The sequence below is a fragment of the Synergistaceae bacterium genome (assembly GCA_017444345.1).
Taxonomy (GTDB): Bacteria; Synergistota; Synergistia; order Synergistales; family Aminobacteriaceae; genus JAFUXM01.
In genome coordinates this window covers 16,484-42,070 of record JAFSWW010000062.1, presented here as the reverse complement: position 1 = coordinate 42,070, position 25,587 = coordinate 16,484, and the positions used below count along the sequence as shown (strand labels likewise).

Annotated in this window: 26 protein-coding genes; 14 read left to right on the top strand and 12 right to left on the bottom strand. The window is 41.0% G+C overall.

The genetic code is table 11. From position 1 onward, the window contains the following. Nucleotides 1-22 precede the first annotated feature (22 nt). From IJS99_04340 to IJS99_04275, 14 genes are all read left to right on the top strand, one after another. Nucleotides 23-1,213 (top strand): TMEM43 family protein, encoded by a 1,191-nt coding sequence (locus IJS99_04340; protein ID MBQ7561055.1) that lies wholly within the window; start codon nt 23-25, stop codon nt 1,211-1,213. Then, nucleotides 1,213-1,542, top strand: a complete 330-nt coding sequence (locus IJS99_04335) for a DUF1311 domain-containing protein (GenBank protein MBQ7561054.1) — start codon at nt 1,213-1,215, stop codon at nt 1,540-1,542. The genes IJS99_04340 and IJS99_04335 overlap by 1 nt, the downstream gene beginning before the upstream one ends. 346 nt (nt 1,543-1,888) lie before the next feature. Next, on the top strand, nt 1,889-3,100 hold the full coding sequence (locus IJS99_04330; GenBank protein MBQ7561053.1) for an adenine-specific methyltransferase EcoRI family protein: 1,212 nt from the start codon (nt 1,889-1,891) through the stop codon (nt 3,098-3,100). 21 nt (nt 3,101-3,121) lie between these two features. Continuing rightward, a complete protein-coding gene (locus IJS99_04325) occupies nt 3,122-4,225 on the top strand; it encodes a DUF262 domain-containing protein (protein ID MBQ7561052.1) in 1,104 nt (367 codons plus the stop codon). 71 nt (nt 4,226-4,296) lie between these two features. Next, the gene (locus IJS99_04320) at nt 4,297-5,955 is read left to right on the top strand and encodes a phosphoenolpyruvate carboxykinase (ATP) (GenBank protein ID MBQ7561051.1); all 1,659 of its coding nucleotides are present in this window, start codon (nt 4,297-4,299) and stop codon (nt 5,953-5,955) included. A gap of 100 nt (nt 5,956-6,055) precedes the next feature. Beyond that, the gene (locus tag IJS99_04315; GenBank protein MBQ7561050.1) at nt 6,056-7,111 is read left to right on the top strand and encodes an ATP-binding cassette domain-containing protein; all 1,056 of its coding nucleotides are present in this window, start codon (nt 6,056-6,058) and stop codon (nt 7,109-7,111) included. 4 nt (nt 7,112-7,115) lie between these two features. Beyond that, a complete protein-coding gene (locus tag IJS99_04310; protein ID MBQ7561049.1) occupies nt 7,116-7,760 on the top strand; it encodes an ABC transporter permease in 645 nt (214 codons plus the stop codon). A 116-nt stretch (nt 7,761-7,876) separates the two neighbouring features. Then, nucleotides 7,877-8,704 (top strand): MetQ/NlpA family ABC transporter substrate-binding protein, encoded by an 828-nt coding sequence (locus IJS99_04305; GenBank protein MBQ7561048.1) that lies wholly within the window; start codon nt 7,877-7,879, stop codon nt 8,702-8,704. Nucleotides 8,705-8,713: 9 nt separating this feature from the next. Then, a complete protein-coding gene (locus IJS99_04300) occupies nt 8,714-9,394 on the top strand; it encodes a polysaccharide deacetylase family protein (protein MBQ7561047.1) in 681 nt (226 codons plus the stop codon). Between the two features lie 124 nt (nt 9,395-9,518). Further along, entirely contained in the window at nt 9,519-10,472 is a 954-nt protein-coding gene (locus tag IJS99_04295; GenBank protein MBQ7561046.1) for a hypothetical protein, read from the top strand. A gap of 6 nt (nt 10,473-10,478) precedes the next feature. Continuing rightward, the gene (locus IJS99_04290; protein MBQ7561045.1) at nt 10,479-10,745 is read left to right on the top strand and encodes a hypothetical protein; all 267 of its coding nucleotides are present in this window, start codon (nt 10,479-10,481) and stop codon (nt 10,743-10,745) included. A gap of 4 nt (nt 10,746-10,749) precedes the next feature. Further along, nucleotides 10,750-12,189 carry a hypothetical protein gene (locus tag IJS99_04285; GenBank protein ID MBQ7561044.1) on the top strand — a complete coding sequence of 480 codons (1,440 nt, stop codon included), beginning with the start codon at nt 10,750-10,752 and terminating at the stop codon, nt 12,187-12,189. After that, a complete protein-coding gene (locus IJS99_04280; GenBank protein MBQ7561043.1) occupies nt 12,186-12,785 on the top strand; it encodes a hypothetical protein in 600 nt (199 codons plus the stop codon). The genes IJS99_04285 and IJS99_04280 overlap by 4 nt, the downstream gene beginning before the upstream one ends. Before the next feature lie 24 nt (nt 12,786-12,809). Then, nucleotides 12,810-14,231: a hypothetical protein gene (locus tag IJS99_04275; protein ID MBQ7561042.1), complete on the top strand. Its 1,422-nt coding sequence runs from the start codon at nt 12,810-12,812 to the stop codon at nt 14,229-14,231. A gap of 76 nt (nt 14,232-14,307) precedes the next feature. Here the strand turns inward: IJS99_04275 and IJS99_04270 are convergent, their stop codons facing one another. Genes IJS99_04270 through IJS99_04215 form a run of 12 tightly spaced genes read right to left on the bottom strand, consistent with a single transcriptional unit; the run spans nt 14,308 to nt 25,585 of the window. Further along, a complete protein-coding gene (locus tag IJS99_04270) occupies nt 14,308-15,921 on the bottom strand; it encodes a bifunctional metallophosphatase/5'-nucleotidase (protein ID MBQ7561041.1) in 1,614 nt (537 codons plus the stop codon). Nucleotides 15,922-15,929: 8 nt separating this feature from the next. After that, nucleotides 15,930-17,057, bottom strand: a complete 1,128-nt coding sequence (locus tag IJS99_04265; protein ID MBQ7561040.1) for an ATP-binding cassette domain-containing protein — start codon at nt 17,055-17,057, stop codon at nt 15,930-15,932. After that, nucleotides 17,057-17,230 (bottom strand): hypothetical protein, encoded by a 174-nt coding sequence (locus IJS99_04260; GenBank protein ID MBQ7561039.1) that lies wholly within the window; start codon nt 17,228-17,230, stop codon nt 17,057-17,059. Before IJS99_04260 ends, IJS99_04265 begins: the two co-directional genes overlap by 1 nt. Continuing rightward, on the bottom strand, nt 17,223-17,912 hold the full coding sequence (locus tag IJS99_04255) for an amino acid ABC transporter permease (protein ID MBQ7561038.1): 690 nt from the start codon (nt 17,910-17,912) through the stop codon (nt 17,223-17,225). The genes IJS99_04260 and IJS99_04255 overlap by 8 nt, the downstream gene beginning before the upstream one ends. Nucleotides 17,913-17,932: 20 nt before the next feature. Next, a complete protein-coding gene (locus IJS99_04250; protein MBQ7561037.1) occupies nt 17,933-18,745 on the bottom strand; it encodes a transporter substrate-binding domain-containing protein in 813 nt (270 codons plus the stop codon). Nucleotides 18,746-18,751: 6 nt separating this feature from the next. Then, on the bottom strand, nt 18,752-19,627 hold the full coding sequence (locus IJS99_04245; GenBank protein ID MBQ7561036.1) for a transporter substrate-binding domain-containing protein: 876 nt from the start codon (nt 19,625-19,627) through the stop codon (nt 18,752-18,754). A gap of 9 nt (nt 19,628-19,636) precedes the next feature. Beyond that, nucleotides 19,637-20,521, bottom strand: a complete 885-nt coding sequence (locus IJS99_04240) for a transporter substrate-binding domain-containing protein (protein MBQ7561035.1) — start codon at nt 20,519-20,521, stop codon at nt 19,637-19,639. 12 nt (nt 20,522-20,533) lie between these two features. Further along, nucleotides 20,534-21,355 carry a transporter substrate-binding domain-containing protein gene (locus IJS99_04235; protein ID MBQ7561034.1) on the bottom strand — a complete coding sequence of 274 codons (822 nt, stop codon included), beginning with the start codon at nt 21,353-21,355 and terminating at the stop codon, nt 20,534-20,536. 28 nt (nt 21,356-21,383) lie between these two features. Further along, nucleotides 21,384-22,325, bottom strand: coding sequence for a transporter substrate-binding domain-containing protein (locus IJS99_04230; GenBank protein MBQ7561033.1), 942 nt, complete (start codon nt 22,323-22,325; stop codon nt 21,384-21,386). Nucleotides 22,326-22,345: 20 nt separating this feature from the next. Next, nucleotides 22,346-23,551, bottom strand: a complete 1,206-nt coding sequence (locus IJS99_04225) for an STAS domain-containing protein (protein ID MBQ7561032.1) — start codon at nt 23,549-23,551, stop codon at nt 22,346-22,348. Further along, entirely contained in the window at nt 23,552-23,947 is a 396-nt protein-coding gene (locus tag IJS99_04220; GenBank protein ID MBQ7561031.1) for an ATP-binding protein, read from the bottom strand. A 3-nt stretch (nt 23,948-23,950) separates the two neighbouring features. Then, entirely contained in the window at nt 23,951-25,585 is a 1,635-nt protein-coding gene (locus IJS99_04215) for a SpoIIE family protein phosphatase (protein ID MBQ7561030.1), read from the bottom strand. Nucleotides 25,586-25,587: the final 2 nt, after the last annotated feature.

The window sequence follows — 25,587 nt, the reverse complement described above, 5'->3', positions numbered from 1 at the left end:
TCTTAATAAGGAGGCTTTTATTATGGCATATACAGAAGTTACCAGTAAGAACTGGTTTCAAAGGCTCGGCGAATCATTCAGCGGCATTATAATAGGAATCATAATACTTTGTGCGGGCACTTGGCTTTTATGGTGGAACGAAGGGCGCACATTCAAGACAGCGGGGGCAATCGGTGAGGCCGAGTCACTTGCTCAAGAATTAAACGATATCAGCAAGATAGACTCATCGCTTAATAATCAAGTAATTCATGCGACGGGGCGGGCTGACACTAAAGAAATTTTGCGCGATCCCATTTTCGGAATAAGTGTTAATGCCATAAATCTTAAACGCGAGGCAGAATTTTATCAATGGGAAGAACACGAAGAGAGCGAGACCCGTAAAAAACTCGGCGGCGGTGAAGAGACTGTTACAACATACACATATAATAAAGAATGGACTTCAGAGCCGATTGACTCGCAGAATTTCAGGGATCCTTCATATAAGAATAGCAATAAAATTATCGCTAAACTTGATGACTCTTCAATATGGGCTAAAGATGTAGATTTCGGAGCTTATAAATTGCCTGATTTCCTGATTCATTCTATAGGCGGCGAAATTGCTTTTAACATTACCAGCTTTGACGCAAGGGCAGCACAAAATCTTTTGTTAGTACAGGGCAGTAAACGCGGCTTAATTCATGCGTCGGGCAGCACTATTTATTTAGGCTCAAATCCCGGCAATCCTGAAATCGGCGACGTTAGAATATCATTCACTCAGATTCTTCCCGCTGATATTTCAATAATTGCGCAGGTCTCCGGAAATACTTTCTCGCAATATAAAGCAACTAACGGATATAATTTCAGCCGTCTTGAAATGGGCAGAGTCTCAATGTCCGACATGTTCGAACATGCAAGAACGTCAAATAAAATCATGTCTTGGATTCTTAGACTCGTGGGAACTCTAGCTATTATTATGAGTCTTAATATTATATTCCGGCCTTTATCAATCTTAGGCGATGTAATACCATTTGTCGGCTCAATAATCGGAGCTTTGACGGGCTTTGTTGCTTTCTTGCTGGGCCTCGCATGGTCGTTAATAGTTATTGCGGTCGCGTGGGTGCGTTTCAGGCCGTTAATTTCAGGTATATTAATTGCTATTGCGCTGGGACTTATAATATTATCGTTTATGAAATCTCGTAAATCTAAATCTCTAAATCAGGAGGTAATTAATTAATGAGACGTTTATTTTGTGCAGTATTATTATTATTATTATTGCTTGTCGGGGCGGCCTTTGCTTTGAGCGATGCGGATTACAAAATTTTGCGCAAGAATTCACCGGATTTTCTGCAGGCTGATAGAGAATTAGCTCAAGTTTGGGACGGCTTGAAGGACGTATTAACGGGACGCGAATTTGAGCAGCTCAGAAAAGAACAGCGTCAATGGATTAAATCAGGACGCGACAGGGCAGCAAGAAAATTAATGCGTGAAGAGGGCTATACTTTCGAGGAAGCATACACGGAAGCAACTAGAGAAAGAGTCGACGCTCTCAAGAAATATTATTAGCAAATTAACACGGGAGGAGCTTATTAATTCACTTCTCCCGCAAAACTTTTCAGGAGTCATCAATTACAGATTATCTCATTATCCGCAACAGTCCTTGAGCTTATTTTTAGGCTCGTACGCTGGTGGATCACACACTAGATTGGTTGTTTCTTTCTTAGACTAGTCTGAGTAGGGTTAGCCTCCCCGCTTGGGCAATCTTTGATTTTCCACGCGATCCTCCGACCCTTCCCGGCCGGATTGCGTTCATTATAGCATCTTTCATGATTTTAACGAGTCAGAAATTTAGCGCAAATTCTTTCATAAAATATTATAATTAATCATACATTTTTCACGGAGGACTGACTCAATGACCGACAATAAAGCACTACATCAGGCAGCAAAGGCTCAACAAGACGAGTTTTATACGCAGCTTGACGACATAGAAAACGAGTTAAAGCACTATAAATCGCACTTCAGAGGCAAAAAAATTTTTTGTAATTGTGATGACCCCTTTGAGAGCAATTTTTTCAAGTACTTTGCTATGAACTTTAACGCGCTCGGACTCGCAAAATTAACGGCAACTTGTTACAGAGGCAGCCCTATATCCGGAGAACAGCTTTTATTATTCAATGATAATGACTCGCAAAATACACAAGTAATTAAGACTCCATACTGCGCACAGATTACGGAATTAAGAGACTTCAACGGCGACGGAAGACAAGATTTACTTGACATAAAATATTTATTGCAGAATATACCCGGCTCAGTGAGAAAATTACAAGGAGACGGCGATTTCAGAAGCCCTGAATGTCTAGAACTTTTGCGCGACGCTGATATTGTCGTTACTAATCCCCCGCATTCATTATTACGCGAATATATTGCACAGTTATTCGAATATGACAAAAAATTTTTAATTCTCGGCAATATCAACGCAGTAACATATAAAGAAGTCTTCCCGCTCATAATGCATAATAAAATGTGGATAGGAATATCTATTCACAGCGGCGACAGAAAATTTAACGTTCCCGATAATTACCCTTTAGAGGCGGCTGGCTGCGGCATTGACGAAAACGGACGAAAATTTATCAGAGTCAAAGGCGTTCGATGGCTCACAAATATGGCAGTATCTGAACATCAAGAATTTATTACAATGATCGAGAATTATTCACCCGATAAATTCCCTAAATATGATAATTATGACGCTATAGAAGTCAGCAAAGTTCAAGATATACCCTGCGATTATGACGGCGTTATGGGCGTGCCGATTACTTTTTTAGATAAATACAATCCTGAACAATTCGAGATTTTAGGAATTACAACGGGGCGCGAAGAGTTTGCAAAAGAAGCGTGGCCGACAAAACGATATATAAACGCTGTGCAACATAACCCGAACGGCACAACAGCGAATGGGAGCAAAGCAAATACACGCGCAACTATAGCAATAACGAATCCCAGCGGCATTTATTACACCGCCGATAATAGCGACAAAAAATTGCAAATCGTATATGCAAGAATATTAGTTCGCAAAATATCCGAGCGCAATAAGGCATATTCAATCATTCATCACGGCCAAGAATAAAATATAAATGGGGGCGGTATAATGCAAATCACAATGAAGGAATTTACTATACAAGAAATATCTGACGGCTTTATTGACTCGGCTGAGTCCGGTGTTCGGGCATACGGGGGTCGGCTTGATGTTCGTCCTGCATTTCAGCGGGAATTCATTTACAAGGATAAACAGCGCAACGACGTTATAAGAAGTGTCCGCAAAAATTACCCGTTGAATGTAATGTACTGGATCAAGAAAGATTCAGACTCGTTTGAGATTCTCGACGGTCAGCAGCGCACAATAAGTATTTGCCAGTATGTTCACGGAAATTTTTCTGTTGACGGTCTAGCATTTCACAACTTGGCCGCAGATGAGCAGGAACAAATTTTGAATTACAAGCTGATAATATATATCTGTGAAGGAATGCCGAGCGAGATTCGGGACTGGTTCGAGATTGTGAATATAGAAGGGGTCAAGCTCACGAATCAGGAAAAACGCAACGCAGCATTAACAGGTACATGGCTGAATGACGCGCGGATGAGATTCAGCAAGAGAAATTGTGATGCATACAGGCTCGCAAAAGATTATCTATCAGGGAGCCCCGAACGTCAGGAATATTTAGAGACGGCTATAAAATGGGCAGCAGATAAGGACAATACGCAGGGCAGGGACAAAATTTTTGATTATATGGCCCAGCATCAGCACGAAGATAACTGTAATGATTTATGGCTGTATTTTCAGGGCGTAATAAACTGGGTAAAAGTATTATTTCCTGAGAATGACTCAAAAATGAAGGGCATTGACTGGGGATATTATTATAATCGCTATCACACGAAAAAATTTGACGCTAAAAAATTAAATTCCCGTTTACATGAGCTTTTAGACGATGACGAGATCACGAAATTATCAGGAATATATGAATACTTAATAGACGGAGAAGAGAAACATTTAAGCCTGCGGAAATTTACGGACAAGATAAAACGTGCAGTCTATGAGCGTCAAGAAGGAATCTGCAAAATTTGCGGTAAGCACTGCACTATTAAGGAAATGGAGGCCGATCACATAACCCCGTGGAGTCAAGGCGGGCGGACAGTTGAGTCAAATTGTCAATTATTATGCAAGTCTTGTAACAGAAAAAAGGGCAGTAAATAATTTATAGTGTTATAATTACCGCGAAAACCTGAAAATTTTTTATTTATTCAGAAAGGGGAAAAATTTTTTATATGTCAACAATCGGATATTATGATCCTGAAAATTTCAAGAAAGTATATCATGCACAGCCGCGCACAACTATTGAAACACTTTTTTACGGGAATAACGTTCACCATGTATTAGATCTCAAAGAGGCCTATAATTTAGCAAAGAATTCACCCGGCACAATCGAATTAACAGGAATGCCCGTTTATAAGCCCACCGAGCAGGAATTACCGATGGACGCAAATGTTTTATTATTCAATGACGGAGCAATTTTCGGACGAACTGCCGCAGCCCGCAGAATAGTGGGCTATCCTGATGTAGACGTAGCAAAATATTGCAAGATTATCCGTGAAGCAGTATATAACATGCGCTACAAGAAATTATATCAAGCTGATGCATATGTAGGACTTGACGAAGATTTTATGACGAGCGCACATATTATTTTGCCTGAAGGTTACGAGAATAATTTATATAACTGGATGATTAATTTCCAGTACGCAAATGAAGCCTATAAACCTAGATACGAGAAATCAAGACGCGTTTCAGATCATGACGGAGATATTTTCTTTGTAGCTGATCCCGACTGGTCGCACCCTGACTTCCCGCTCGGACTCGCTTTCTTCTCACCTGAAGAGAACTGCGCGATAGTTTTAGGTTTGAGATATTTCGGCGAATTAAAGAAAGGAACTCTAACACTTGCATGGGGTATCGCAGCTAGAAACGGTTACGCTTCATGTCACGGCGGACTCAAGAGATATACACTTAAGGACGGCAGCAATAAAAAATTTGTATTAGCGGCATTTGGTCTGTCAGGTTCGGGCAAGTCAACAATAACTCACGCAAAGCACGACGGAAAATATGATGTAATGGTCTTGCATGATGATGCATTTGTAGTAAACGTCAAAGATAAATACGCGATTGCATTAGAGCCTACATATTTTGACAAGGTTGCAGATTATCCGATCGGCTGCCCTGATAATAAATTCTTGCTTACAATGCAGAATTGCGGCTGTGTTAAGGACGCTGACGGAAAATTAATCGCAGTTACTGAAGACGTGAGAAACGGCAACGGACGCGCAATTAAATCCCGTATGTGGTCGCCCAACAGAGTAGACAGAATTGACGAGCCATTAAATGCTATTTTCTGGCTGATGAGAGACCCGACACTCCCGCCTGTCTTGAAACTTGAAGGCCCCTCGCTTGCTTCAGTATTAGGAGCGACTCTTGCAACAAAGAGAACCAGCGCGGAAAACTTAGCACCCGGAGTAGATCCTGACGCTTTAGTTTGTGAGCCTTATGCTAACCCGTTCAGAACATACCCGCTCGGAATGGACTATGAAAGATTCAAGCAGTTAATTTCTGACGGCGTGGACTGCTATATTCTCAACACTGGCAATTTCATGGGCAAACCGGTCGGCAAAGAGAATACTTTAATGATAATTGAGCGCATTGTCGAGGGTAAAGCAAACTGGGTACCATTCGGAAAATTGAGCGGCATTAAGACAATGGAGATTCCCGGCTTTGATGCAGATTTAAGCAATGACGAGTACCGCACTCAGTTAAAGAAACGTTTTCAGGATAGATTGAACTTTATCAAATCGCGCGACACAGAAAGAGGCGGAATTGATAAACTCCCTGCAGACGCTCATGAGGCAGTAGAGAAATTAATAGCTGAAATCGGCTAAATCGAGCAAATTTTTTAGCATTGTAATTTATCGCGGGGAGTACGTGAATAAATCAGCGGCTTCCCGTTTTTATATTATTATCAGGAGGGAATATTTATAATTGATTGAGCTTGAACATATTGTTAAAAAATTTCATGCCGACAAGAATAATAAAGAGATTCACGCCGTAAATGACGTATCACTCACAATAAACGACGGCGAAATTTACGGGATTATAGGATTCTCCGGCGCAGGAAAATCTACCCTTGTACGCTGCATAAATCTGCTCGAACGCCCTGACTCCGGCCATGTCAGAATCGACGGTGTAGAGATGACAGAATTAAAGCCTAGAGATTTATATAAGGCTCGCACTAAAATCGGAATGATATTCCAGCAATTTAATTTAATGCCTTCCCGCACTGTCTTGCAAAATGTAGCTTACCCGTTAAAAGGCTTGTCCCGCGATGAAGTCAGAAAAAAGGTGCGTTCACTGTTAGAACTCGTAGAAATTTCTGATAAAGAAAACGCCTACCCGTCCGAATTATCAGGAGGCCAGAAACAACGAGTCGCAATCGCACGAGCACTCGCAAATGACCCGAAAATTTTATTATGTGATGAGGCAACCAGCGCGCTAGATCCTCAAACAACGGGATCAATTCTGCAATTACTCAAAGAATTAAATAAAATACTCGGTCTCACAATCGTAGTAATTACTCATGAAATGGAAGTAGTAAAGAATATTTGCCGAAAAGCTGCAGTAATGGACGCAGGCAGAATTATAGAGTCCGGCGATGTATTTACAATTTTTTCCAATCCTCAGCACGAAGTAACTAAAAATTTTGTGCGCACAACCTCGAATCTCTCAAAAATTGAGACGTTAATAAAAGATGACTCGCCTATGGTCAAATTAAAGCCGGGTGAATTAATGGCGCGTCTTGTATATGTTCATGCTGATGTGTCGGAGCCGTTAATTTCTTATGCGTCACGAGCTTTTGACATTGAGATAAATATAATTCTTGCTGACGTTGAAATTGTTGCGGGTGCTATGGTCGGCGGGACTGTAGTAATCTTTAACGGAGACGGCGAAAAAATTAATCGTGCAATAGAATATTACAAGAGCAAAAATATACGTGTCGAGGTGATTCAAGATGCAAGAACTCAATGCTTTATTGCCTAACTTAATGCGGCGTTTACCTGAATTCTGGAAGGCCTGCGGAGATACTCTTTTAATGGAAGTATGGGCGGGCAGTATTTGTTATGTCTTAGGCTTGATATTCGGCATAATCTTAACAGTAACTAAGCCCGGCGGCATAATGGAAAATCGCCCAGTCTATCAAGTTTTAGACAAAATTATAAATTTATTCCGGTCAATTCCATTTATTATATTGCTGACTGCTTTAATGCCCCTTTCACGGTGGATAATGGGAACTGCTATTTATGTGCGTGGTGTAATAGTGCCTTTAGTTTTCGGGGCGACTCCGTTTTTTTCTCGGCAGATTGAAAGCGCACTGGCTCAGACTGACAAGGGACTAATTGAGGCGGCTTTATCAATGGGATCGAGTCCTTTCGAGGTAATTTTTCGAGTTTATTTGCGTGAAAGTCTTGCGCCCATAATCCGAGCAATTACAATAACGGCTATTAGTTTGCTGGGATTGACTGCTATGGCCGGAGCTGTAGGAGCCGGGGGACTGGGAGATTTCGCGATTCGTTACGGCCATGATAGAAACATGATAGATATTACATGGGTTACTGTTATAGTATTAGTCTTAGGAGTGAGTCTAGTTCAGTGGCTCGGAGAATTTTTTGCGCGGAAAAATACTCACTAGAATAAAACGTGTTTTGCATATACATAATAAGTATATAATTAAGTGAACATATTGAGATATATAATTTCTCGTGTGTTAATAGATTTAGATTTAAATCAGAAAGGAAGTTATTTATTATGACAAAGAAATTTTTAGCGGCGTTAGTTCTTGTATTAATTCTTGCTTTCAGTGCATATGCTGATCAAGTAGTAAGGCTCGGCGTTACCGGCAGCGTTTATGACGAAATGTGGGCACCTGCTAAAGAATTACTCGCAAAAGAAGGAATAACCCTCGAAGTGATTCAATTCACGGATTATGTAACTCCTAACAGGGCACTTGCTGACGGAGATATTGATTTAAACGGTTTCCAGCATCAGATTTATTTTGCTGACGAACTCGCAAGCCGAGGCTACAAACTCACGAACATAGCAAATACTTTTGTTGTGCCGTTGAATCTCTATTCAATCAAGATTAAGAAATTAGACGAGATCAAAGACGGCGACGTGATAGCGATTCCAAATGACCCGACAAATGGAGGCCGTGCAATAAAAGTTTTAGCGACTTCAGGATTAATCACGTTAAAGAAAGATGCAGGCTTCAACCCCGCAAAAGAAGACATCGAGAAATATAACGTTAAAATCACTATTCAGGAACTCGCAGCGAACACTATTCCTTCAGCTTTACCCGACATTACGGCAGGTGTAATTAATGACACATACGCCCTTGATTATGGACTTAAGGCAAGTGATGCAGTTTTTGAAGATCAGGCACGCGAGCACGAATATTGGAATTTGATAGCGGCAAGGACTTCAGATTTAGCAGACCCCGCAAAAGTCGAATTATACAGCAAAGTCGTTAAAGCCTATCAGAGTCCCGAAATGAAAGAAGCACTCTCGAAACTTTACGGCGGATTCTTCAGGCCGGTGGGCTGGGACGAAGATTTATTAGCTCCGTTCAAGAAATAAGGAAAAAATATGCTGCGTAAAATAATGCTCCTGAGTCTGGCTTTGTTCGCTTGTCTTGAATATGGGACTCTCTCAGACGAAAGGAGCAAATACGGAATTGCCGCCGGAGACCCTTTTGTGCGTGAAGTTGTATTAACTTTTGACGACGGCCCGCGCGAGTCAGGTATGCAGGAAATTATGAGCGTTCTTGAGTCTTATGATGTTCACGCGACATTTTTTGTAGTAGGAAAGTTTGCCGAACGTTATGGAAATATAACGCTTGAACTTGCTAAATCAGGTCAGGAACTCGCAAATCATACTTACACGCACCCGAAATTATTTCGTTTATGGGTAGAAAAAATTATGCGTGAAGCAGAACGCTGTGATGAAGTGTTAGAGTCTCTTGGCCTGAATAAGACAAGATTTTTGCGGCCTCCGGGCGGCTCGTTCACTATGAATATATTTAATGCGATGCGGCGTATGAATTTGTGTTTAGGGCTTTGGAGCTTGAACACAGGAGATTACACAGGGCGGCCTGCTGAAGAGATTTCGCGTTTAGTTCTCAAGAGTACAAGACCGGGCACAATTATATTAATGCATTCAGGAGTTCCTAATACAGTTAAAGCACTTCCCGCAATAATAGAAGGCCTGAAAGCTCAAGGATATACATTTGTGAGACTCTGCGAAATGAGAGACTGCGGCAAAATATAAAAATTTCTCCCCTTTTGTGAGCATTAACACAGGAGGGGAATTTTTTTTTACTCACGCAATATATATAAATACCTGATAGAATTTACATACACTCATTAAAATTTTTAACAGGGAGGTTTTATTTATGAAGCGTTATCGTTTTATAGTGATGTTATTAATTCTAGCTGTAATATTAATTTCTCCTGCGCTCGCATTTGAAGAAGTAGATCATACTGCGGGCAAAGATGACTCGGCTGCTACTCCAGCAAATAATCCCCCGGTTGTTACTCAGAAAGAAAAGGGGCTTGTTGACTGGACAAATAATTATGTCGAGGCCACTGGAATGGCAGTCGCTCCAACGGGAACAAAAGGCGCACAAGCAAAGGCACTCGCACGGCGGGGGGCAATGCTCGATTTACAGAGAAATTTGCTTGAATTCTTAGTCGGTGTACAGATTGACGCTGATACCCGCATGGAAAATTTTATGGCTGAAGACAGAGTCAGATCCGAACTTCACGGCATAATTAGAAATGTTGAAGCAACCAGCGGCGAATGGGACGGCGAGTCTTACGTCATGAAAGGCAGAATCAAACTCGGACAAATAAGAACTCTTATCGCTCCCAGTTTACCCCCTGCCCCTGCTGTATATCCTGAAGTCGGAGCCGGCCCCGATATTACAATTTATGAAGACGTAGAGCCTGAGCCAGCCCCCGCACCTAGAGCACCGAGAAAGCCCGGAACTCCCCGAAAATCTACAGGCGGGAAGGCAAGATATACGGGACTCGTTATTGATGTAAGACATTTGCCCTATGTGCCTTCTATGACATTTCAGGTCTATGACGCGAGCGGCCGTGCTGTTTACGGAATGAATTTTGTTAATCGTTCGAGCTTCTTATCGTCCGGCATATGTTCTTATTTCTCGAATATTAACGCGGCAAAAGGTGAAATTTTTGTAGCAAATAATCCCATTGTCGCTAAAGCAATAAGACTCGGAAAAAGCAACGTGGATATATTTATATCGAATTCAGCAGCAGCAAAAATCCGCAGCAGTTCTTATGACTTCAGGAAGGACTGCAAAGTTATTATCGTGAGCAGGTAATTTATCATGAAGCGTGTATTATCACTCTTTATGCTTGTAATAATTCTCACTGCGTCGGGTGTCGGCACTGCTCCAAAGGGTGTAAATCGCTCACAAGCTAGGGCAATAGCTCGGCGCGGTGCTATTCTTGACCTGCAAAAAAATTTACTGCGCAAATATCATAAAGTTAAACGCGGCCCAATCAGCGGTTTTATGAATCATGTCGAAATATCCCAAGGCGAATGGGACGGACATACTTACACCGTTAAAGGCCAGTTAAGATTATCGAGGTGAGACAATGAAAAAATTTTTTGCGTTATTACTTGCGTGTCTTGTAATAATTGCCTGTGTCATGCCAGCATTTGCACGAGTTATAACTCAAAACGGTTATTATATCGTTGATGATGCGGAAGGTTACGCACCTGTCAGGAACGGCCAGAAAAAAGCAGCTCGTGATGAGGCCTTGAGAATGGCATATCGCGACGCACTTGAGAAGGCAATCGGGGCTTGTGTTACAGGCATTACAGAAATGGAAAATTTCGCGGTTACTCAAGATAAAGTTTTCTCGAAAACTCGCGGACTCGTTAAAGATTTCAAAGTTTTGAGCGAAAAAGTTGACAAGGACGGCGTATTAAATATCATAGGAAGCTGCAGAGTCGAAGAGAAGGCACTTGATGGAGTTCTCGGCCCTGAAGTTATTGCTATGATAGGACATCCCAGAATCATGATTTTAATCGATGAGACTGTAGAAGGTGTTGCGCCTTTTATCTCTACAACTGAAAGCGAATTATTACGAATATTTGAACGCGCGGGATATTTGATTGTAGATCCCGATCAAGCTAGAACACTTTTACATTTGAATCCGGCTCAAGCATTTGACGACCCTATGAAATTATCAGAAGCAGCAAAGACTCTCAGGGCTGATATTATAGTTGTAGGACGTGCAGCGGCGGCACATTTCGCGAGTCAAAAGATTCACGGCATAAGATTATACGGAGTAAGCGGGACTGTGCAGTTAAAAGCTGTCTTAACACAAACGGCCTATCAAGTGAGTTCTAAGACTGTTTCAGCGTCAACGGGCAAGAGACCGGCTCAAACTATAGAAGACGGGGGCGCAAGATGTTTCAAGCAGGCAGCTTCTATAGCAGCAGAACAAATTGTGTATAAAATCGCTTATAATATGGCCTCTGCAGGGAGTTCACTGGGCGGAATCACTGTTAATATAAAAATTTCTGACGCTTCATTTAAAGATGTCGAGAACATAGAAGAGAAATTGCGCGAATTGGCCGGAAAATCCGGTGAAGTCTTTGAGCGTTCATATAATGATAACTTGCTTGAAATTGATTTAGTCTCACAGAATACAGCCCGGAAAACTGCATCATTCTTGTCTGATTTAGGCGTAGAAATTGAGTCATTAACTCAGCAGACTATTAACGGACGAGTCAAGAAATCCCTTGAGCTTCCCGGCTCTGCAAAGACTGAACCCGAAGTAGGTGAAAAATTTATCACGATTGAAATTATTGACGTGCCTTCATTCTCTGACGCTGCAAAAATTGAGGACTCATTAAGGGATCTCGGAGAAATTGAGACGGGCTATAAATCTAAAGTCTTGACTATGACTCTAAAGATTCAGGGCAAATCAACGACTGCTAGAGAAATTGCCGGGCGTTTGTCGGAATTAAATATTGAAATCGAGGGCTTAAGCACTGACTCAATACAAGGGAGGCTCAATCAATGAGAAAAATTTTTCTTGCGTTAATTCTCGTATTATTAATCACAAGTCTAGCAAGCGGGGCAGGACTCGGCGGGAAGCTAGATCACTATGTAGAATCGCCCGGATATGATTATATGAACGGCGGCTCAACTGAAAACGGGCGCAGTGTTTTGCCGAAAAAAGGAGATATTGCAGTCGTAGTAACAGGCGACAACCCTCAACACGTCAAGACAGCCGAGGCTATTATTGTCGAAATGTTAAGAAGTAACGGCTATAGAGTCGTCGACGAGGCAAAAATGAGACGAATCAGACAGGCAGCAGCAAGAGCTAAGGCAGCACGTTATGCACTTGAAGGAAATGTAGACGCTATTATGAGGCTCAATGCGAGTTACAGTGCGGCGGCTACAGTTGTCGCAAGAGTCAGCGCAGGTTATCCCGTCTTGAATGAATTTAATTTATACACAGGGACGGCAAGTGCGGCTATAATGGCAGTAACTTCACGAGGGACTAAATTAGGCGGCAAAACCTCAATGGGCAAACAAGTCGGTTATACTGATGACGAGGCGGCATATAAGGCTATAATGTCAGCAGTAGAAGCAGGAATGTATCAAATGTTTTAATATCGCAGGGAGGCATTTATTATCATGAGAAAATTTTTTATCGCATTTATTCTCGTTATTGCGTTAATCAGTTCGGCATCAGCTGCAGACGTTTACAGAATCGGCGTGATGGGATTCGCCAATAAAGCACCGGGCATGAATGACCGCCAAGCAGAAATAATCACAGATATTTTTACGCGAATGATAACGAACTCTAAAAAAATTGCCGTAATCGAACGTGAAAGACTCGAAGATATAGGGCGTGAACATAGGCTGTCAATGTCGGGACTTGTTGACGCAAATATGGCCGTCCAAATAGGAAGACTCGCGGGCTGTCAATATATGATTTTCGGGTCAGTAACTCAATTTGAGACAAAGCACGGATCTACAGGATTCGCGGGATTTTTGCCGATTGATTTCAGCGAGTCAAATTACACGGCAAATGTTACAATTGATATGCGTATAGTAAACGTTACAACCGGTGAAGTAGTCTTATCAATGGCAGAGACAGGCACAGCGACCGACAAATCAACGAGCGTATCAGGTTACGGCATATCATCAAGTGAAGGAACTGCAATCAGCGGCGTTGAAGCAAAGGCAGTTGAAGACGCTGTAACGAAATTAGGAGTCAGAGTCCGTGAAACTGTAGCAGACGAATATATGCAGGTTCTATCAGCTGGCGGCCGTGATATTACATTAAGTGTCGGGGCAACTTCAGGAGCTAGAAAAGGGGCATTATACCGCGTTTTTTCCGAAGGTGAAGCAGTCTACGACATGGACGGGAATATTTTAGGGCGCAAGACGAATACTATAGCAGTAGTGCAGATTATGGACGTTCAAACGGGATTCAGCATGGCAAGAGGCGTTAAAGAAGGCGGCGACGTGTCATTAATTCGCAGGGGAGATAAAATCGCTCCTATTTCAGCAAGTGAAGCAAGAGACTTAGCAAAACGTAAAGAATTCCCGAAATCACGGCCAAGATCTTCGCTCGGTTCTGATATTGAAGGACTCGATAACGCTTTGAGAAGTGCACAGACTCCAACAGAAAATTATACGCCTGAGCCTGAATACACGCCCGAACCCGAACCGGCACCCAGAAAAGCAAGACCGGCAGCAGTCCCCGCAAATTCCGGAGGATTCGAGAATAAATCAACAGATCCCGCAAAAGTTATTGCAAGTTACGGCCTCCCATCGGGACAAGCTAACACGTTAAGAGTCGCTCATATAAACGCAAGAAAACTCAAAGGCGCACGAGCTTATAATAAATACGTTGAACTCGCAAACTCGAATCCAAGTGATTATTTAGCAGCATACAAGGCCGGAGATACAGCTCTCTCAATGGGTAAACGTCCCGAAGCCCGTCAATGGTTCGAGACAGCACTAAGCATTAACCCTAATTATGAGCCTGCACAGAAAGCCTTAAATCATATGGACGCAACTAATAAGCCGAGAAAACGCAGAAAATAAATATAATTATAATTTAGAGGCCGACTCGCAATAAGTGAATCAGCCTCTAATTTTTTTTTTGCTTGAATAAAATATATTACTTCACAAATTTGATTCTATTCTGGGACTTGCTATAACGTTCAGGAATTACACCTAAAGACTTTATATAATGCGCAAATACATCAGTATCGACCATAAAATCACGTTCGATTAATTTTGCGTCCTTGAACACATGCCCGTCTCCGCCGCCTCGTATGACAAAATCTGTCCCTGATACTATATATTTTTTATTCGGGTCAATAGGCTGGCCGTTCACAAGTACATCACTGACTCTGCGTTCGCCCTCAATGCCTATAAATTTTCCATGATCGTCAAGTTTTACGGGAGTCGGTATCTTCTCGTTAATTGTGTAAGTCAATCCGGCAACATGCAAGAAACCGCCGAATCTGTTCGGAATGAGTCTCGCGCCAAATTCTAACTCGTCAAGAATAGTCTGGCCTGACATCTCATAAAGCCCGAAAGTATTGCCAAATGGCTGGACTGATAAGGCTTCATTATATGTAATTTCTCCGGCTTTAATATTTTTGCGGAGTGCACCGGCGTTTATTAATGAAATATCAGCGTGTCCGGTTTTCGTCTCTTTTGCCGCATAGAGTCCCCCGTCTGCTGCGAGGTTGCATAAATTTGTCTCGCCGTCCCTTACAAGCCACTCGCCTTGATCGTTCAAAGCAAGTAAATCAAAACTAGTATAAGCTAAATGAGATTTTAACGTGCCTTCATAACGCTTTCTAATGTCTTGAATTAAATTATCTGTGTCGGAGTCTTTGCCGTCAACTTTGTCAATTAAGCCCGTCGTTATAGTCCCGTCCGTATGAATTACAACTTGGCCTATACGCATTAATTTTGTACCCGATTGAGTTATATTTATTTCGCGGCCGTCAAGATTCTTGATTTTCAGCGAGGGCGTTATCTCGTGCGAATGTCCGTCAATTAATACATCAATTCCGCGGGTATTTGCGATTATAAAAGGTGAGCTCCATTCTTTCATAATGTCTTCATATTCGCCTAAATGTCCGACTGCTACAACAAAATCTGCTCCGGCTGCCCGTGCGTCATCGGCTGCTTTCTGGACTGAAGCGCATAACTTTTTACCCGTGCTTTCTCCGTCAAAATCATATATAAATTTTCCGTGTTCGTCCATAAAAGTCATGGGCGTTGATTTTACCATAGTTTCGGGCGTGCAGATTCCGACATAAGCAACTTTTACATTTCCGTAATTCAAAATTTTATACGGTGTCAAAATTAATTTATTCGCCGCTATATCCCTGAAGTTACAAGAAAGATAGCCGCACTTGAGATTCTTGACGAAATTCTCAAATTGTCCCCAGCCGTAATCAAATTCATGATTTCCGGGTACTGCAATATCATAGCTCAAGAAATTCATTAACTCGATTATATATCGCCCGTGAGAGATCGCGCCCACTGTATCACCCTGCACAGCGTCTCCGGCATCTACAAGTGTTACATATGGATTTGACTCTTTCATTTGCTTGACGTAATAAGCGAGTCCATCATAACCTATGTGATCATCAATTCCGCAGTGTACGTCGTTCGTGTAAATGATAAATATATCTTTATCGGGTAAATTCACAGCATAAGCAGGAATATTTAACGCAGCTAATATTAAAATCAACGCTAAAATCTTGCGCATAAAAATTTTTACTTCCTTTCACCTAAGACAATTTCAATATTATTACTGCCTGAGTCAAAATTATATTTTATATCTTGAGAAATCCGCTTTAACATGGCGACTCCCAGATGTATATTTTCTTCGTCGTCTGACTCGTTAATCTCAAAGGGGTTGAATTTTTTCGCATTCTTGGCAGTGAGATTTATTAAAGTCGTAGAGTCGGCTTCTGAATATGAGACGCTGATATTAATATCAACTTGAGAGTCATTATCATAGCAGCCTGAAATAATCTCGTATACAAGCTCCTCACAGCATAATTGCAGCCTGTATGAAAGTTTTGAGTCAATCCCGTATTTCTCCGCGAAATTGTGAATCCCCCCGTGCAGTGCTAACAAGTCAAAATGCCGCGAGTTAATATCGTACGTGAAATATTTTAATTTGCGAATAAATGCTATAGTCTTTTCACGTTCAGGCGAGTCAAAAATTTTATCCGGCGTTCCCTGCTCATAAATCCCCCCGTCGGCAAAAAATAAAACTCTGTCAGCAACTTCACGCGCAAAATTCATTTCATGAGTTACGATTAACATAGTCATATTATGTTTTGTGAGCATTCGAATCATAGCGAGAACTTCCCCGACCATAGTGGGATCTAATGCGCTAGTCGGCTCGTCAAATAATAAAACTTTCGGCTTCATCATGAGTGAACGGCAAATTGCGATTCTTTGCTGCTGACCTCCTGACAATTTAGCGGGCATTGAATGAGCTTTTGAAGTTAAGCCGACTTTTGCAAGCCAGTCCATAGCCTGCTCTTCTGCTTCTTTGCGAGAAATTCCTAAAAGTTTAACGGGAGCAAGGCACAAATTATCTAATACATTCATGTGCGAGAATAAATAAAATTTCTGATAGACCATGCCCATTTTGCGCCTGATTCTATTAACGTCTGCACTTCTCGCTGTAATCTCTTCACCGTCTATAAAAATTTGTCCGCTGTCAGGGACTTCTAATAATTCCAGTGAACGCAAGAATACACTTTTGCCGCAGCCTGAGCCGCCTATTATTGCAATTTTTTCGCCCTCGTCAACTTCGAGATTAACGCCCTGTAAGACTTTAAGACTCCCGAATGATTTACACAAATTTTTAACTTGAATTAAGCTCATTACGCAGCCTCCTTTAATAAAGCACTATTATTATAATGCCCGGAATTATAGCGAGTCTCTAAAAATTTTTTACTGTCATGAACATAACGAGCAGCAAACACGCATATTATACGAGTACTAATAACGCTGCTGACTCTGACTTGAGAAATATAACGCTGAAAAATTTTACTCATAAACAGCGGCCTCTCTTTCTTTACGAGCCTGCATATAATCAGACAGCGCAAATAATCCGTGTACTATATAAGCAAGTGCCAAATAAATCAACATGCCGATTATAATCGTAATCATTGGCTGCATAGTTCTTGACGCTATATTATTAATTACCCGCGTTAAATCAGTAATCGACACATAGCCGACGACGCTCGTCCATTGAATTAAATTTATAACTGTAGACTGATAAACGGGCTTTGCTATTGTAACAATCTGCGGCAAAGTAACGAGCTTGAATGCTTGAAACGCAGAAAATCCCAGTGTTCTAGCTGCTTCTACTTGGCCGTAATCAGTAGCATTAATTGACGCTCTTAATAACTCGGCAACATGGGCAGCTACATTCAATGCAAATGTGATAATTGCTATAGTATTCGCCTCTAGTGAACTCCGCGCAAAAATCCCGTAATACATAAGCATTAACAGCATTAACACAGGAGACCCGCGCAAAATTACTATATAAACCGTCGCAAGAAATCTCAAAATTGTTATCTTTGACATTCTGAGCATACACACAAACGCGCCCAGTATTGTCCCGAATAAAAGCGAATATACAGAAATTTCTACAGTCGAGCCTAAGCCCTTAAGAATCGTCCAGTATGATCCGCCCTGAATCAAAATTTTATATAATATATCGCTGAGAGTCATGTTTTACTCCTTCTATTAAGCTAATCAGCTAATTTCAAATGATAAACCGTGTCAAAATTATAATAAGGCTCTGACAAAATTATACCCTCCGGCACATCTGACTGAGTCTTTAGTCCGCGCTGAATCTCAAACCAGAAAACTGAATCCGCCCGCCCTGATGAGAGAACAGAAGCCCTTGCATGTGAGTCAATATTTAAGAATTCAACGTTAAATTTTAATCTCCGGGCAATTTCTGACAGTAAAGCAGCATTAAACCCGTCCGGCTTACCATCTGGCGAAATATAATCAATCGGAGGCAAGTCTCCTGTTACAGCGATTTTGATAGTTCTAGCTCCGTCAAATTTCGTGAAATAAATCGGCGTGGGAATTCCCATCATTGACGTATTAGGCGTTAAAAATTGTGCTTGAAGAGTTATTAATGTCCCGTCGCGCTTTATCTCGTCAAGTGCCTTGTTAAATTCGTCCCTGAGAGATTCATTATCTGACTTAAAGCCAAATGCAAAGGCCAGCTGAGTATCTTTAAAGACAACAACACAATTTATTAAATAATTCGGGTTAGCACTCATTAAATAATTTGCTACGACTTCAGGAAATGCCAGCTCGTCAATTTCTCCGGCCTTTAAAGCTAACTGCATAGCATTAATAGTGTCATAAAATTTGAATGTCGGAGCCGGTAAACTCTCATTAGCACGCGTAAAACCTACAGGATAAACTTTTGCAAAGTCCGACGCGTTTATGTTAATTTTTTCAATAAGGCCGACTCTATGACTCGCGGCAAATGACGAACTCGCAATTAACGCAATTAATAATAAAGCAAGTAAAAATTTTTTCATAATAAATCACTCCTCATCTAGTCTAACATGTAAAAATGTGTTCCAGTCCAAATATGAATCCGAGAAAATTATTCCGTCGGGTATATCTAACTGGGCATCTTTTGATCTATCAACTTCAAACCAGAAAACTACGTCCGCACGACCTGACACAAGAGCCGCTGCCCTTGAACCTGTTTCGACTTGGACGGGCTGAATGTTGACTCGTAAACGCCTGCCGATTTCTGCGAGCACTGCAACATTAAAACCTGCCGGGAGTCCCTGTTCATTCACGAAATCAACCGGCGGCAAATCTCCTGTAATTGCTACTCTGACTGTATCAGCTCCGGGGAAGTGTTCGAGTTTTACCGCAAATTTTTCGCGCTCCTTTCTCGGATTATTACCGTAAATATAATCATATTGATTATTACTCGCTGCGAAATCCTTTAAATATTTCTGATTTATGGCCATCAATACCCAGTCGGCTTTCATTGAACGCAGGGCAGAATTCCATTTGTCAAGTAAAGATTTATTATCTCTCATGAATCCAAAGCAAAGACTCATAGTCTCAGCCCTTGACATGCATGACACAGTATATTTTGAATTAGTCCTGATTAAATATTCAGCAACAAAATCGGGCAAAATCATTTCTTCTATATCATTGCGATCTAGTGCTAACTGCATAGCCGAGAGTGAATCATAAAATTTCGCCGTGCTTAACGAGTGATTACCGCCTAAAATTGCCCAGCCTTTAGTCGTCCATGACTCTTTTACTATCTTGTAAAACTCATCGGGATTTGTCTTAAGCCGAGTCAAGAAGCCTACTTCTAAATCTTCGGGAACTTCAGCAGCAAATAACGGACATGCAAGCAATAATATTATAATCAGCGCAAAAAACTTTTTCATGACAAATAATTATCTCCTGTAAAGATTCAAGAAATCGCGCTTATAATGCCAACTTGCTCCGCCCTTAACTTTTTCGGGCATCTTCTTAATGTGAATAAATTTATTCCATGTGAAATAGGGCGATGACAAAATAACTCCGTCGGGAATGTCAGCTTTATCCCGGCCGGCTGTGTCAATCTCATACCAGAAAACGACATCAACACGCCCCGATGAGAGAGCCGCACTTCTTCCGCCTGCTTCAATATTTACGCACTCGATATTTTTCTTGAGTAATCTCCCGATTTCAGCAAGCACAGCAGTATTAAACCCAGCCGGAGCTCCCGTAGGTGTAATAAAATCTATAGGCGGCAAATCTCCTGTTACAGCGACTTTTATAGTCTCGGCATTCTCAAATTTCGGGAATTCTATAGGCTCAAGATTATCTTCATTAGTTATCGAGCTTATATAGAGTCCTTCAAGTGATGATAAAGTCCAGTCATCGCGCAAAATCTGCAGAGCTTGATTAAATTCGTCGCGTAATTTCTTATTAGATTCAAGAAATCCAAAAGCGAGTCCCCTACCCGGTGAAGGCAAGGCGAGTACTGCCTCAAAATCTTTGTGAGTGCTGTTCAAGAAATAATTTGCGACTGACTCGGGCAAAACCATTTGATCGATTTCTCCCTTAGTTAAAGCAAGCTGCATAGCACTTAGACTATCATAAAATTTGACGTTGAGCTTTAATATTTCATTATGAGGCGCAAAAGTTTTTTTCCATGTATTAGTATATTCTGACTCGGTGGAATTCATTTTTGCCAGTAAGCCGAGCTTTATTAATTTTATCTCGAATGCATTTACACTCACAGCAGCTAACACAAGCAAAATTAACGCACAAAAAATTTTTTTCTTTATATTCATTATAGCGGCCTCCTATTTTTTAAGCTCAAGTGCAGCACGTGAATCAAGCAAATAAGGCTCAGAAATTGCTACACCTGTGAAATTATCAAGAGGGAAGGGCATTCTCTCGCCTTTGTCGTTATAAACTGAACGAGTCCAGAATAACATGTCGACTTTTCCGGAAGATAATGCAGTCTCGCGCGCTCCTGTAGAGATACTTACTAGTTCAAAATTTTTCTTGATTCGTTTGCTTAATTCAGCGAGAAAAGCCGTGTTAAATCCTGCTGGAGTCCCGTCTGCTAATATACAATCCATCGCGGGCAAATCTCCTGTTACTGCGATTTTCAGAGTCTGCTCACCGTGAATAACAGGCATAATAACGGGTTCTGGGTCATTCTTGCCGAGCTCGACTATATATTTACGCATTAATTTTGCGAGAGTCCCGTCTGCTTTCATGTCAAAAATTGCGAGATTTATTCCCATTAACATAGCGCGTTTAGACTCGGGAACTGCTAAAGAGTAGCCTATTATCGCATTGTGATGATTATCGATATAATTTAAATTTTCGTTACGGGCTGCGATATAACGTGCCGGCATTGAAGATAAAGCCATTCTGTCAATTTGTCCCGCCTGAAGAGCCATGAGCATAGACGTTAAATTTTCATAAAATATGATTTCGTTATTATTTGTGAATTCTTCAGTCTTGCCCTCAAGTTTCGCAATTTTTTCTGTCCATTCTTTAACGCCTGACTCGTCAAGTCCGACCGGTGTAAGCATTCCGATTTTTGCCGGAGCTGAGAAACTCATACTAGCAAAAACTATTACAAGCAATAAAGCTAACAAAATTTTACGCATGATTCAATACCTCCTGAATAAAATATAATTATTGCGTTCTTCTTCCGATTATTATATCCGTGTCCCATGTATAATATGGCTCTGACAATATTACACCCTGAATAGAATCTTTCATGTTGATATTTTTGCCCTGCAAGCCTTTAACTTTATTAGTATTCAAGCCTTCAGTGTTTCTATACCAGAAAACGACATCAGCACGTTCTGAAGCTAAAGCCGCAGATCTCCCGCCTGCATCTATGCTAATGAGTCTAATATTTTTCTTGAGCCGCTTTCCTATTTCGCTTAAAATCGCAGTGTTATATCCCGTCGGAGTCCCATTTGCCGCAATAAAATCTATAGGGGGTAAATCTCCGGTAACAGCAACTTTTATTGTTTGTGCGCCTTTGAACTCCTGAAATTTTACGGCTTTAGGTTCACTTCCGGCCAAGTCTGTAATATATTGACTCTCAAGTTTTGCTAATGTCCCGTCCTTCTTCATTGCTGAAATTGCCGAGTTAAATTCTTTTTGCAGCTTAGTATTTCCATTCTTGAATCCAAATGAAATAGTTGACGGCATCATGTTAAGCGAGAATAAAATATCGTACTTGTCATTATTTTGCACGAGATATAATCCTACAACTTCAGGCAGTGCAAGCTCGTCAATCTTGTGAGCACGTAAAGCCATCTCCATAGACATTAACGAGTCAAAAAATTTGATAACCCTGCGAGTCTTCACCAAATCAGCAAGAAAGCCTTCTAAACGGTCATAACTTGCCCATTCTCCTTTTTCTTCATCAGTGGGAATCAACGGGGCTACAGCTTTTCGCAAATCGTCAAGACTCTCCTGAAATTCTGACTCGGTCGTGCCTAAATAAGTTAATACGCCTGCATTTACGGATTTCTGATCGTGCCTGCCTTGTTTCTTGGCCGCCGCAAAACTTGTTGAGCTGACTAATAATAATATTAATAATGCACATAAAAATTTTTTCATGATAAAAATATAAAGCCTCCTTAAAAATTTATGCTAGATAAAATCTTGATATACTCATCAAAATTTGTGAAAATATTTGCCCGTGCCTTTGCTGTAAAATTCGCTATTTGTTCAGGTGAAAATTTGCCCATTCCCGGTAATAATGCCGAACACAGAGAAGCACCCATTTTTATGACTCTTTCCTGCTCCGTGATATTTACCGAACCGAAATAAGCGCATAACATGACATGTGAAAATATACTGGCTCGATTAACATCAAATCCCATTAAAGTTTTCGCAAAAATTTCTGACTCGAGAACATTAATCATATAACTTTTTGCGAGGTCATATAAAGGGTTGCCGACACTTACGCCCGACATGTTTAATAATATTATCTCGTCATTCTGAATAAAGACATTCCCGGCGTGATAATTCCCATAAATAAAAGATTTCTTTTCAGGAATGGCGCGTATTATTTCAGCAAGTTTTGAGATCTCATCAGGTTTATAATAAGCACTTACCCGCTTGAGATAATCCAAATATAAATCGCTTGTCTTCGGCAAAATACCCTCTTGAATATCGCACGAGTGAATTTGCTTGAGAGTGAATCCCATATTTTTCGCATAAGTGTTTAGATTCATAGGCTGAAAATTTATCATTGAGGCGGCTGTCTTAGCGTTCGGCATCTCGTAAACAAGCCCGTATCTATTATTAAATTTCACGACATAACATGAAATCAGAGTCGGGACTCCGCTTAGAAATGCAATTTTCGTATAATTTAGCTCGTTCTCTATATCATTGAGATTCACGCTTTCAGGATATAATTTCAATAACTCGTCTGAATTTGTCCTGTAAATTGAGACTCCGCCGTTTTCGCCGATTAATTGACCGTCAATTTTGTCAAGTTCCTTAATTTCTGACGATATAGAATCCTCCCTAATTTGTGCGACATCAAGAATTTCAGTGAATCCCGTTACTTCGAGAATATTATATACTTCCGGCAATACGTTTATCAAAATCACGGGCGAGCCGGTTTTTTTCTTGATATTGAGCATTGAACGCAGCCCCGCGCTTGAAACATAGACGAGTCCTTTACAGTCTAATATAATCGAGACATTTTGTTTATCGCCGATATTTGATATTACGGCATTTAGGAAATCCTGCGCAGTGTTCGAGTCAAGTCTGCCATTGAGTGAAAATTTTAATGCTCCCATTGCTGAAAGTTTTATGCTAAATTTATTACTCATTTATGAAAGCCTCTTAGTAATCGTCAAAATATTTTTATCGTCCCTGCGCTCGTAATTCATTGAGTCCATGCTTTTTTTGACGAGATATATACCAAGTCCGCCGATTTGCCGTTCTTCTGCTGAGAGTGTTACATCGGGATCGGGTTTTGCTAGAGGATCATAATAAACTCCGCTGTCTATAAAAGTTATAGAGGCAATTTCTGAATTTATCTCGGTCTGAATTATTGCGCGTTCCGAGCCTGAATAATGAGCTATATTCACAAATAATTCTTCAATGGCTACATCGAGCTGCATTTGAGTCTTAGGCGGGCAGTCATTCTCTTCTAAGTCAGCATCTATAAACGCAAGAACTTCATCAAGATTATTTATATCGGCTGCTATTTCTAGTTCCTTCATAAATTAATCACCTCCAAAGTATCGCAGGCAAAGCATAGTTATATCATCAAATTGCGGGGCTTCTCCTGTGAAATCGTCAACTGTTTTCTTCATATAAGTTAAAATCTCGCTTGCATTAAAATTTTTTGTCTGATTCAAAGCCTCTAACATTCTATCAGTCCCGAATAACTCTTCATTTATGTTAGTGGCCTCTGCTACTCCATCAGTGTAAATATAAAGATTCTCGCCCTTGTGTAAATCAATTTCGTACTGCCTGAATTTAATTCCTTCCATAGTGGCAAGTGCCGGGCTTTGCTTTGTCTTGACGAGTTCATAATTTGCGCTGTCGTTATTTACTGCCGGGTATTCGTGGCCTGCGTTTGACGCTGTGATTTTGCCCGTTGAGATCTCAAGAATTCCAAGCCAGACAGTTACAAATAAATCCGCCTCATTGCCCTCGCATAATTGATTATTTACGTCGCCTAAAATTTCAGAAGGACTCCCGCCCATTAACGCGCGATTCTTGATTAGAGTCTTAGCAATTACCATAAACAAAGCAGCAGGGACTCCCTTCCCTGATACATCGGCCATGACTAGGGCAATATGATTATCATCAATCATAAAGAAGTCATAGAAATCGCCCCCGACCTCTTTAGCCGGCTTCATTGCGGCGTATAATTCAAATTCTTTGCGGTTCGGGAAGTCTTTAGGCAGCATGTCGGCTTGTATCTGTGTAGCGACGTTTAACTCGGCTTTTATCTGTTCTTTTTCTTGAGTTACACGCGTTAAATTCTCGACATAATTAATTATATCGCTTTCCATTGAGTCAATAGTCCGTGCTAACTGGCCTATTTCATTTTTTGTGCGTATATTCGCGCTTAGTGACTCATCGGGTAAAGTATTCTTTCTTGCAAATCGTGTAGCTTCTTTCGCAATTTTTTGAATCGGTGCTAACAAGTTGCGATTTAAATAAAGCCCGTAAATAATTAACACGAATAATAATAAAATCCCCGCAGCCCTGAGAGTCCCATATAAATATGACCACCGAGCAGAGTCTAAATCTTCCATGCGCCTCTCAACGCCTATAACTCCTAAAATATTGCCCTTGCCCTCTCGAATCTCGTAAATAGGCACAAAGACTGTAACATGATTTCCTGATTGATATTCAGTTTCGGGCCTGTAACTGGCAAATTCTGATCTTAAATTATTATCCCTGTAAATCTCACTGAATGCATTTAAATATACGGGGTCAGTCTGAGTAAAAGAATGTCCGGGAGAATACGCGCCTAATTTCGTAAATTTAGGGTTGGCAACGTTCACTAAAAAAGTTACGTCTTGATATTGATCGCCTGAAGCCTTGAATAAATATATATATGTAGCGTCTTGAGTCACTGCCAGCCTGTTCCATTCGAGTTTTACGCGGTTATATTGACGCTGCCACTCTGTCCCGGTGTAATTGCTGCTCTTGACAAATGCAAGACTCAACATAGCCCGCGCAGTCCGAGCCGTATTATATGCACTGTCAGCGTATTGATCCTGTATTGCACCGGTAAATTCATAATAGCCGATTATGCTTATTATTAGAGTCAATGCAGCAAGAACTATCACGACACCTGCAATAATTTCTACTGCTATATTACGTCTAAATCTCAATTTCATAA

Coding starts and splice junctions, on each gene's coding strand:
- IJS99_04295 (MBQ7561046.1), top strand. CDS start 9,519: ATGAAGCGTTATCGTTTTATAGTGATGTTATTAATTCTAGCTGTAATA.
- IJS99_04330 (MBQ7561053.1), top strand. CDS start 1,889: ATGACCGACAATAAAGCACTACATCAGGCAGCAAAGGCTCAACAAGAC.
- IJS99_04270 (MBQ7561041.1), bottom strand. CDS start 15,921: ATGCGCAAGATTTTAGCGTTGATTTTAATATTAGCTGCGTTAAATATT.
- IJS99_04300 (MBQ7561047.1), top strand. CDS start 8,714: ATGCTGCGTAAAATAATGCTCCTGAGTCTGGCTTTGTTCGCTTGTCTT.
- IJS99_04245 (MBQ7561036.1), bottom strand. CDS start 19,627: ATGAAAAAGTTTTTTGCGCTGATTATAATATTATTGCTTGCATGTCCG.
- IJS99_04290 (MBQ7561045.1), top strand. CDS start 10,479: ATGAAGCGTGTATTATCACTCTTTATGCTTGTAATAATTCTCACTGCG.
- IJS99_04235 (MBQ7561034.1), bottom strand. CDS start 21,355: ATGCGTAAAATTTTGTTAGCTTTATTGCTTGTAATAGTTTTTGCTAGT.
- IJS99_04260 (MBQ7561039.1), bottom strand. CDS start 17,230: ATGAGTAAAATTTTTCAGCGTTATATTTCTCAAGTCAGAGTCAGCAGC.
- IJS99_04215 (MBQ7561030.1), bottom strand. CDS start 25,585: ATGAAATTGAGATTTAGACGTAATATAGCAGTAGAAATTATTGCAGGT.
- IJS99_04310 (MBQ7561049.1), top strand. CDS start 7,116: ATGCGGCGTTTACCTGAATTCTGGAAGGCCTGCGGAGATACTCTTTTA.
- IJS99_04250 (MBQ7561037.1), bottom strand. CDS start 18,745: ATGAAAAAATTTTTACTTGCTTTATTATTAATTGCGTTAATTGCGAGT.
- IJS99_04220 (MBQ7561031.1), bottom strand. CDS start 23,947: ATGAAGGAACTAGAAATAGCAGCCGATATAAATAATCTTGATGAAGTT.
- IJS99_04320 (MBQ7561051.1), top strand. CDS start 4,297: ATGTCAACAATCGGATATTATGATCCTGAAAATTTCAAGAAAGTATAT.
- IJS99_04285 (MBQ7561044.1), top strand. CDS start 10,750: ATGAAAAAATTTTTTGCGTTATTACTTGCGTGTCTTGTAATAATTGCC.
- IJS99_04225 (MBQ7561032.1), bottom strand. CDS start 23,551: ATGAGTAATAAATTTAGCATAAAACTTTCAGCAATGGGAGCATTAAAA.
- IJS99_04280 (MBQ7561043.1), top strand. CDS start 12,186: ATGAGAAAAATTTTTCTTGCGTTAATTCTCGTATTATTAATCACAAGT.
- IJS99_04340 (MBQ7561055.1), top strand. CDS start 23: ATGGCATATACAGAAGTTACCAGTAAGAACTGGTTTCAAAGGCTCGGC.
- IJS99_04335 (MBQ7561054.1), top strand. CDS start 1,213: ATGAGACGTTTATTTTGTGCAGTATTATTATTATTATTATTGCTTGTC.
- IJS99_04305 (MBQ7561048.1), top strand. CDS start 7,877: ATGACAAAGAAATTTTTAGCGGCGTTAGTTCTTGTATTAATTCTTGCT.
- IJS99_04265 (MBQ7561040.1), bottom strand. CDS start 17,057: ATGAGCTTAATTCAAGTTAAAAATTTGTGTAAATCATTCGGGAGTCTT.
- IJS99_04230 (MBQ7561033.1), bottom strand. CDS start 22,325: ATGAAAAAATTTTTATGTGCATTATTAATATTATTATTAGTCAGCTCA.
- IJS99_04240 (MBQ7561035.1), bottom strand. CDS start 20,521: ATGAATATAAAGAAAAAAATTTTTTGTGCGTTAATTTTGCTTGTGTTA.
- IJS99_04275 (MBQ7561042.1), top strand. CDS start 12,810: ATGAGAAAATTTTTTATCGCATTTATTCTCGTTATTGCGTTAATCAGT.
- IJS99_04325 (MBQ7561052.1), top strand. CDS start 3,122: ATGCAAATCACAATGAAGGAATTTACTATACAAGAAATATCTGACGGC.
- IJS99_04255 (MBQ7561038.1), bottom strand. CDS start 17,912: ATGACTCTCAGCGATATATTATATAAAATTTTGATTCAGGGCGGATCA.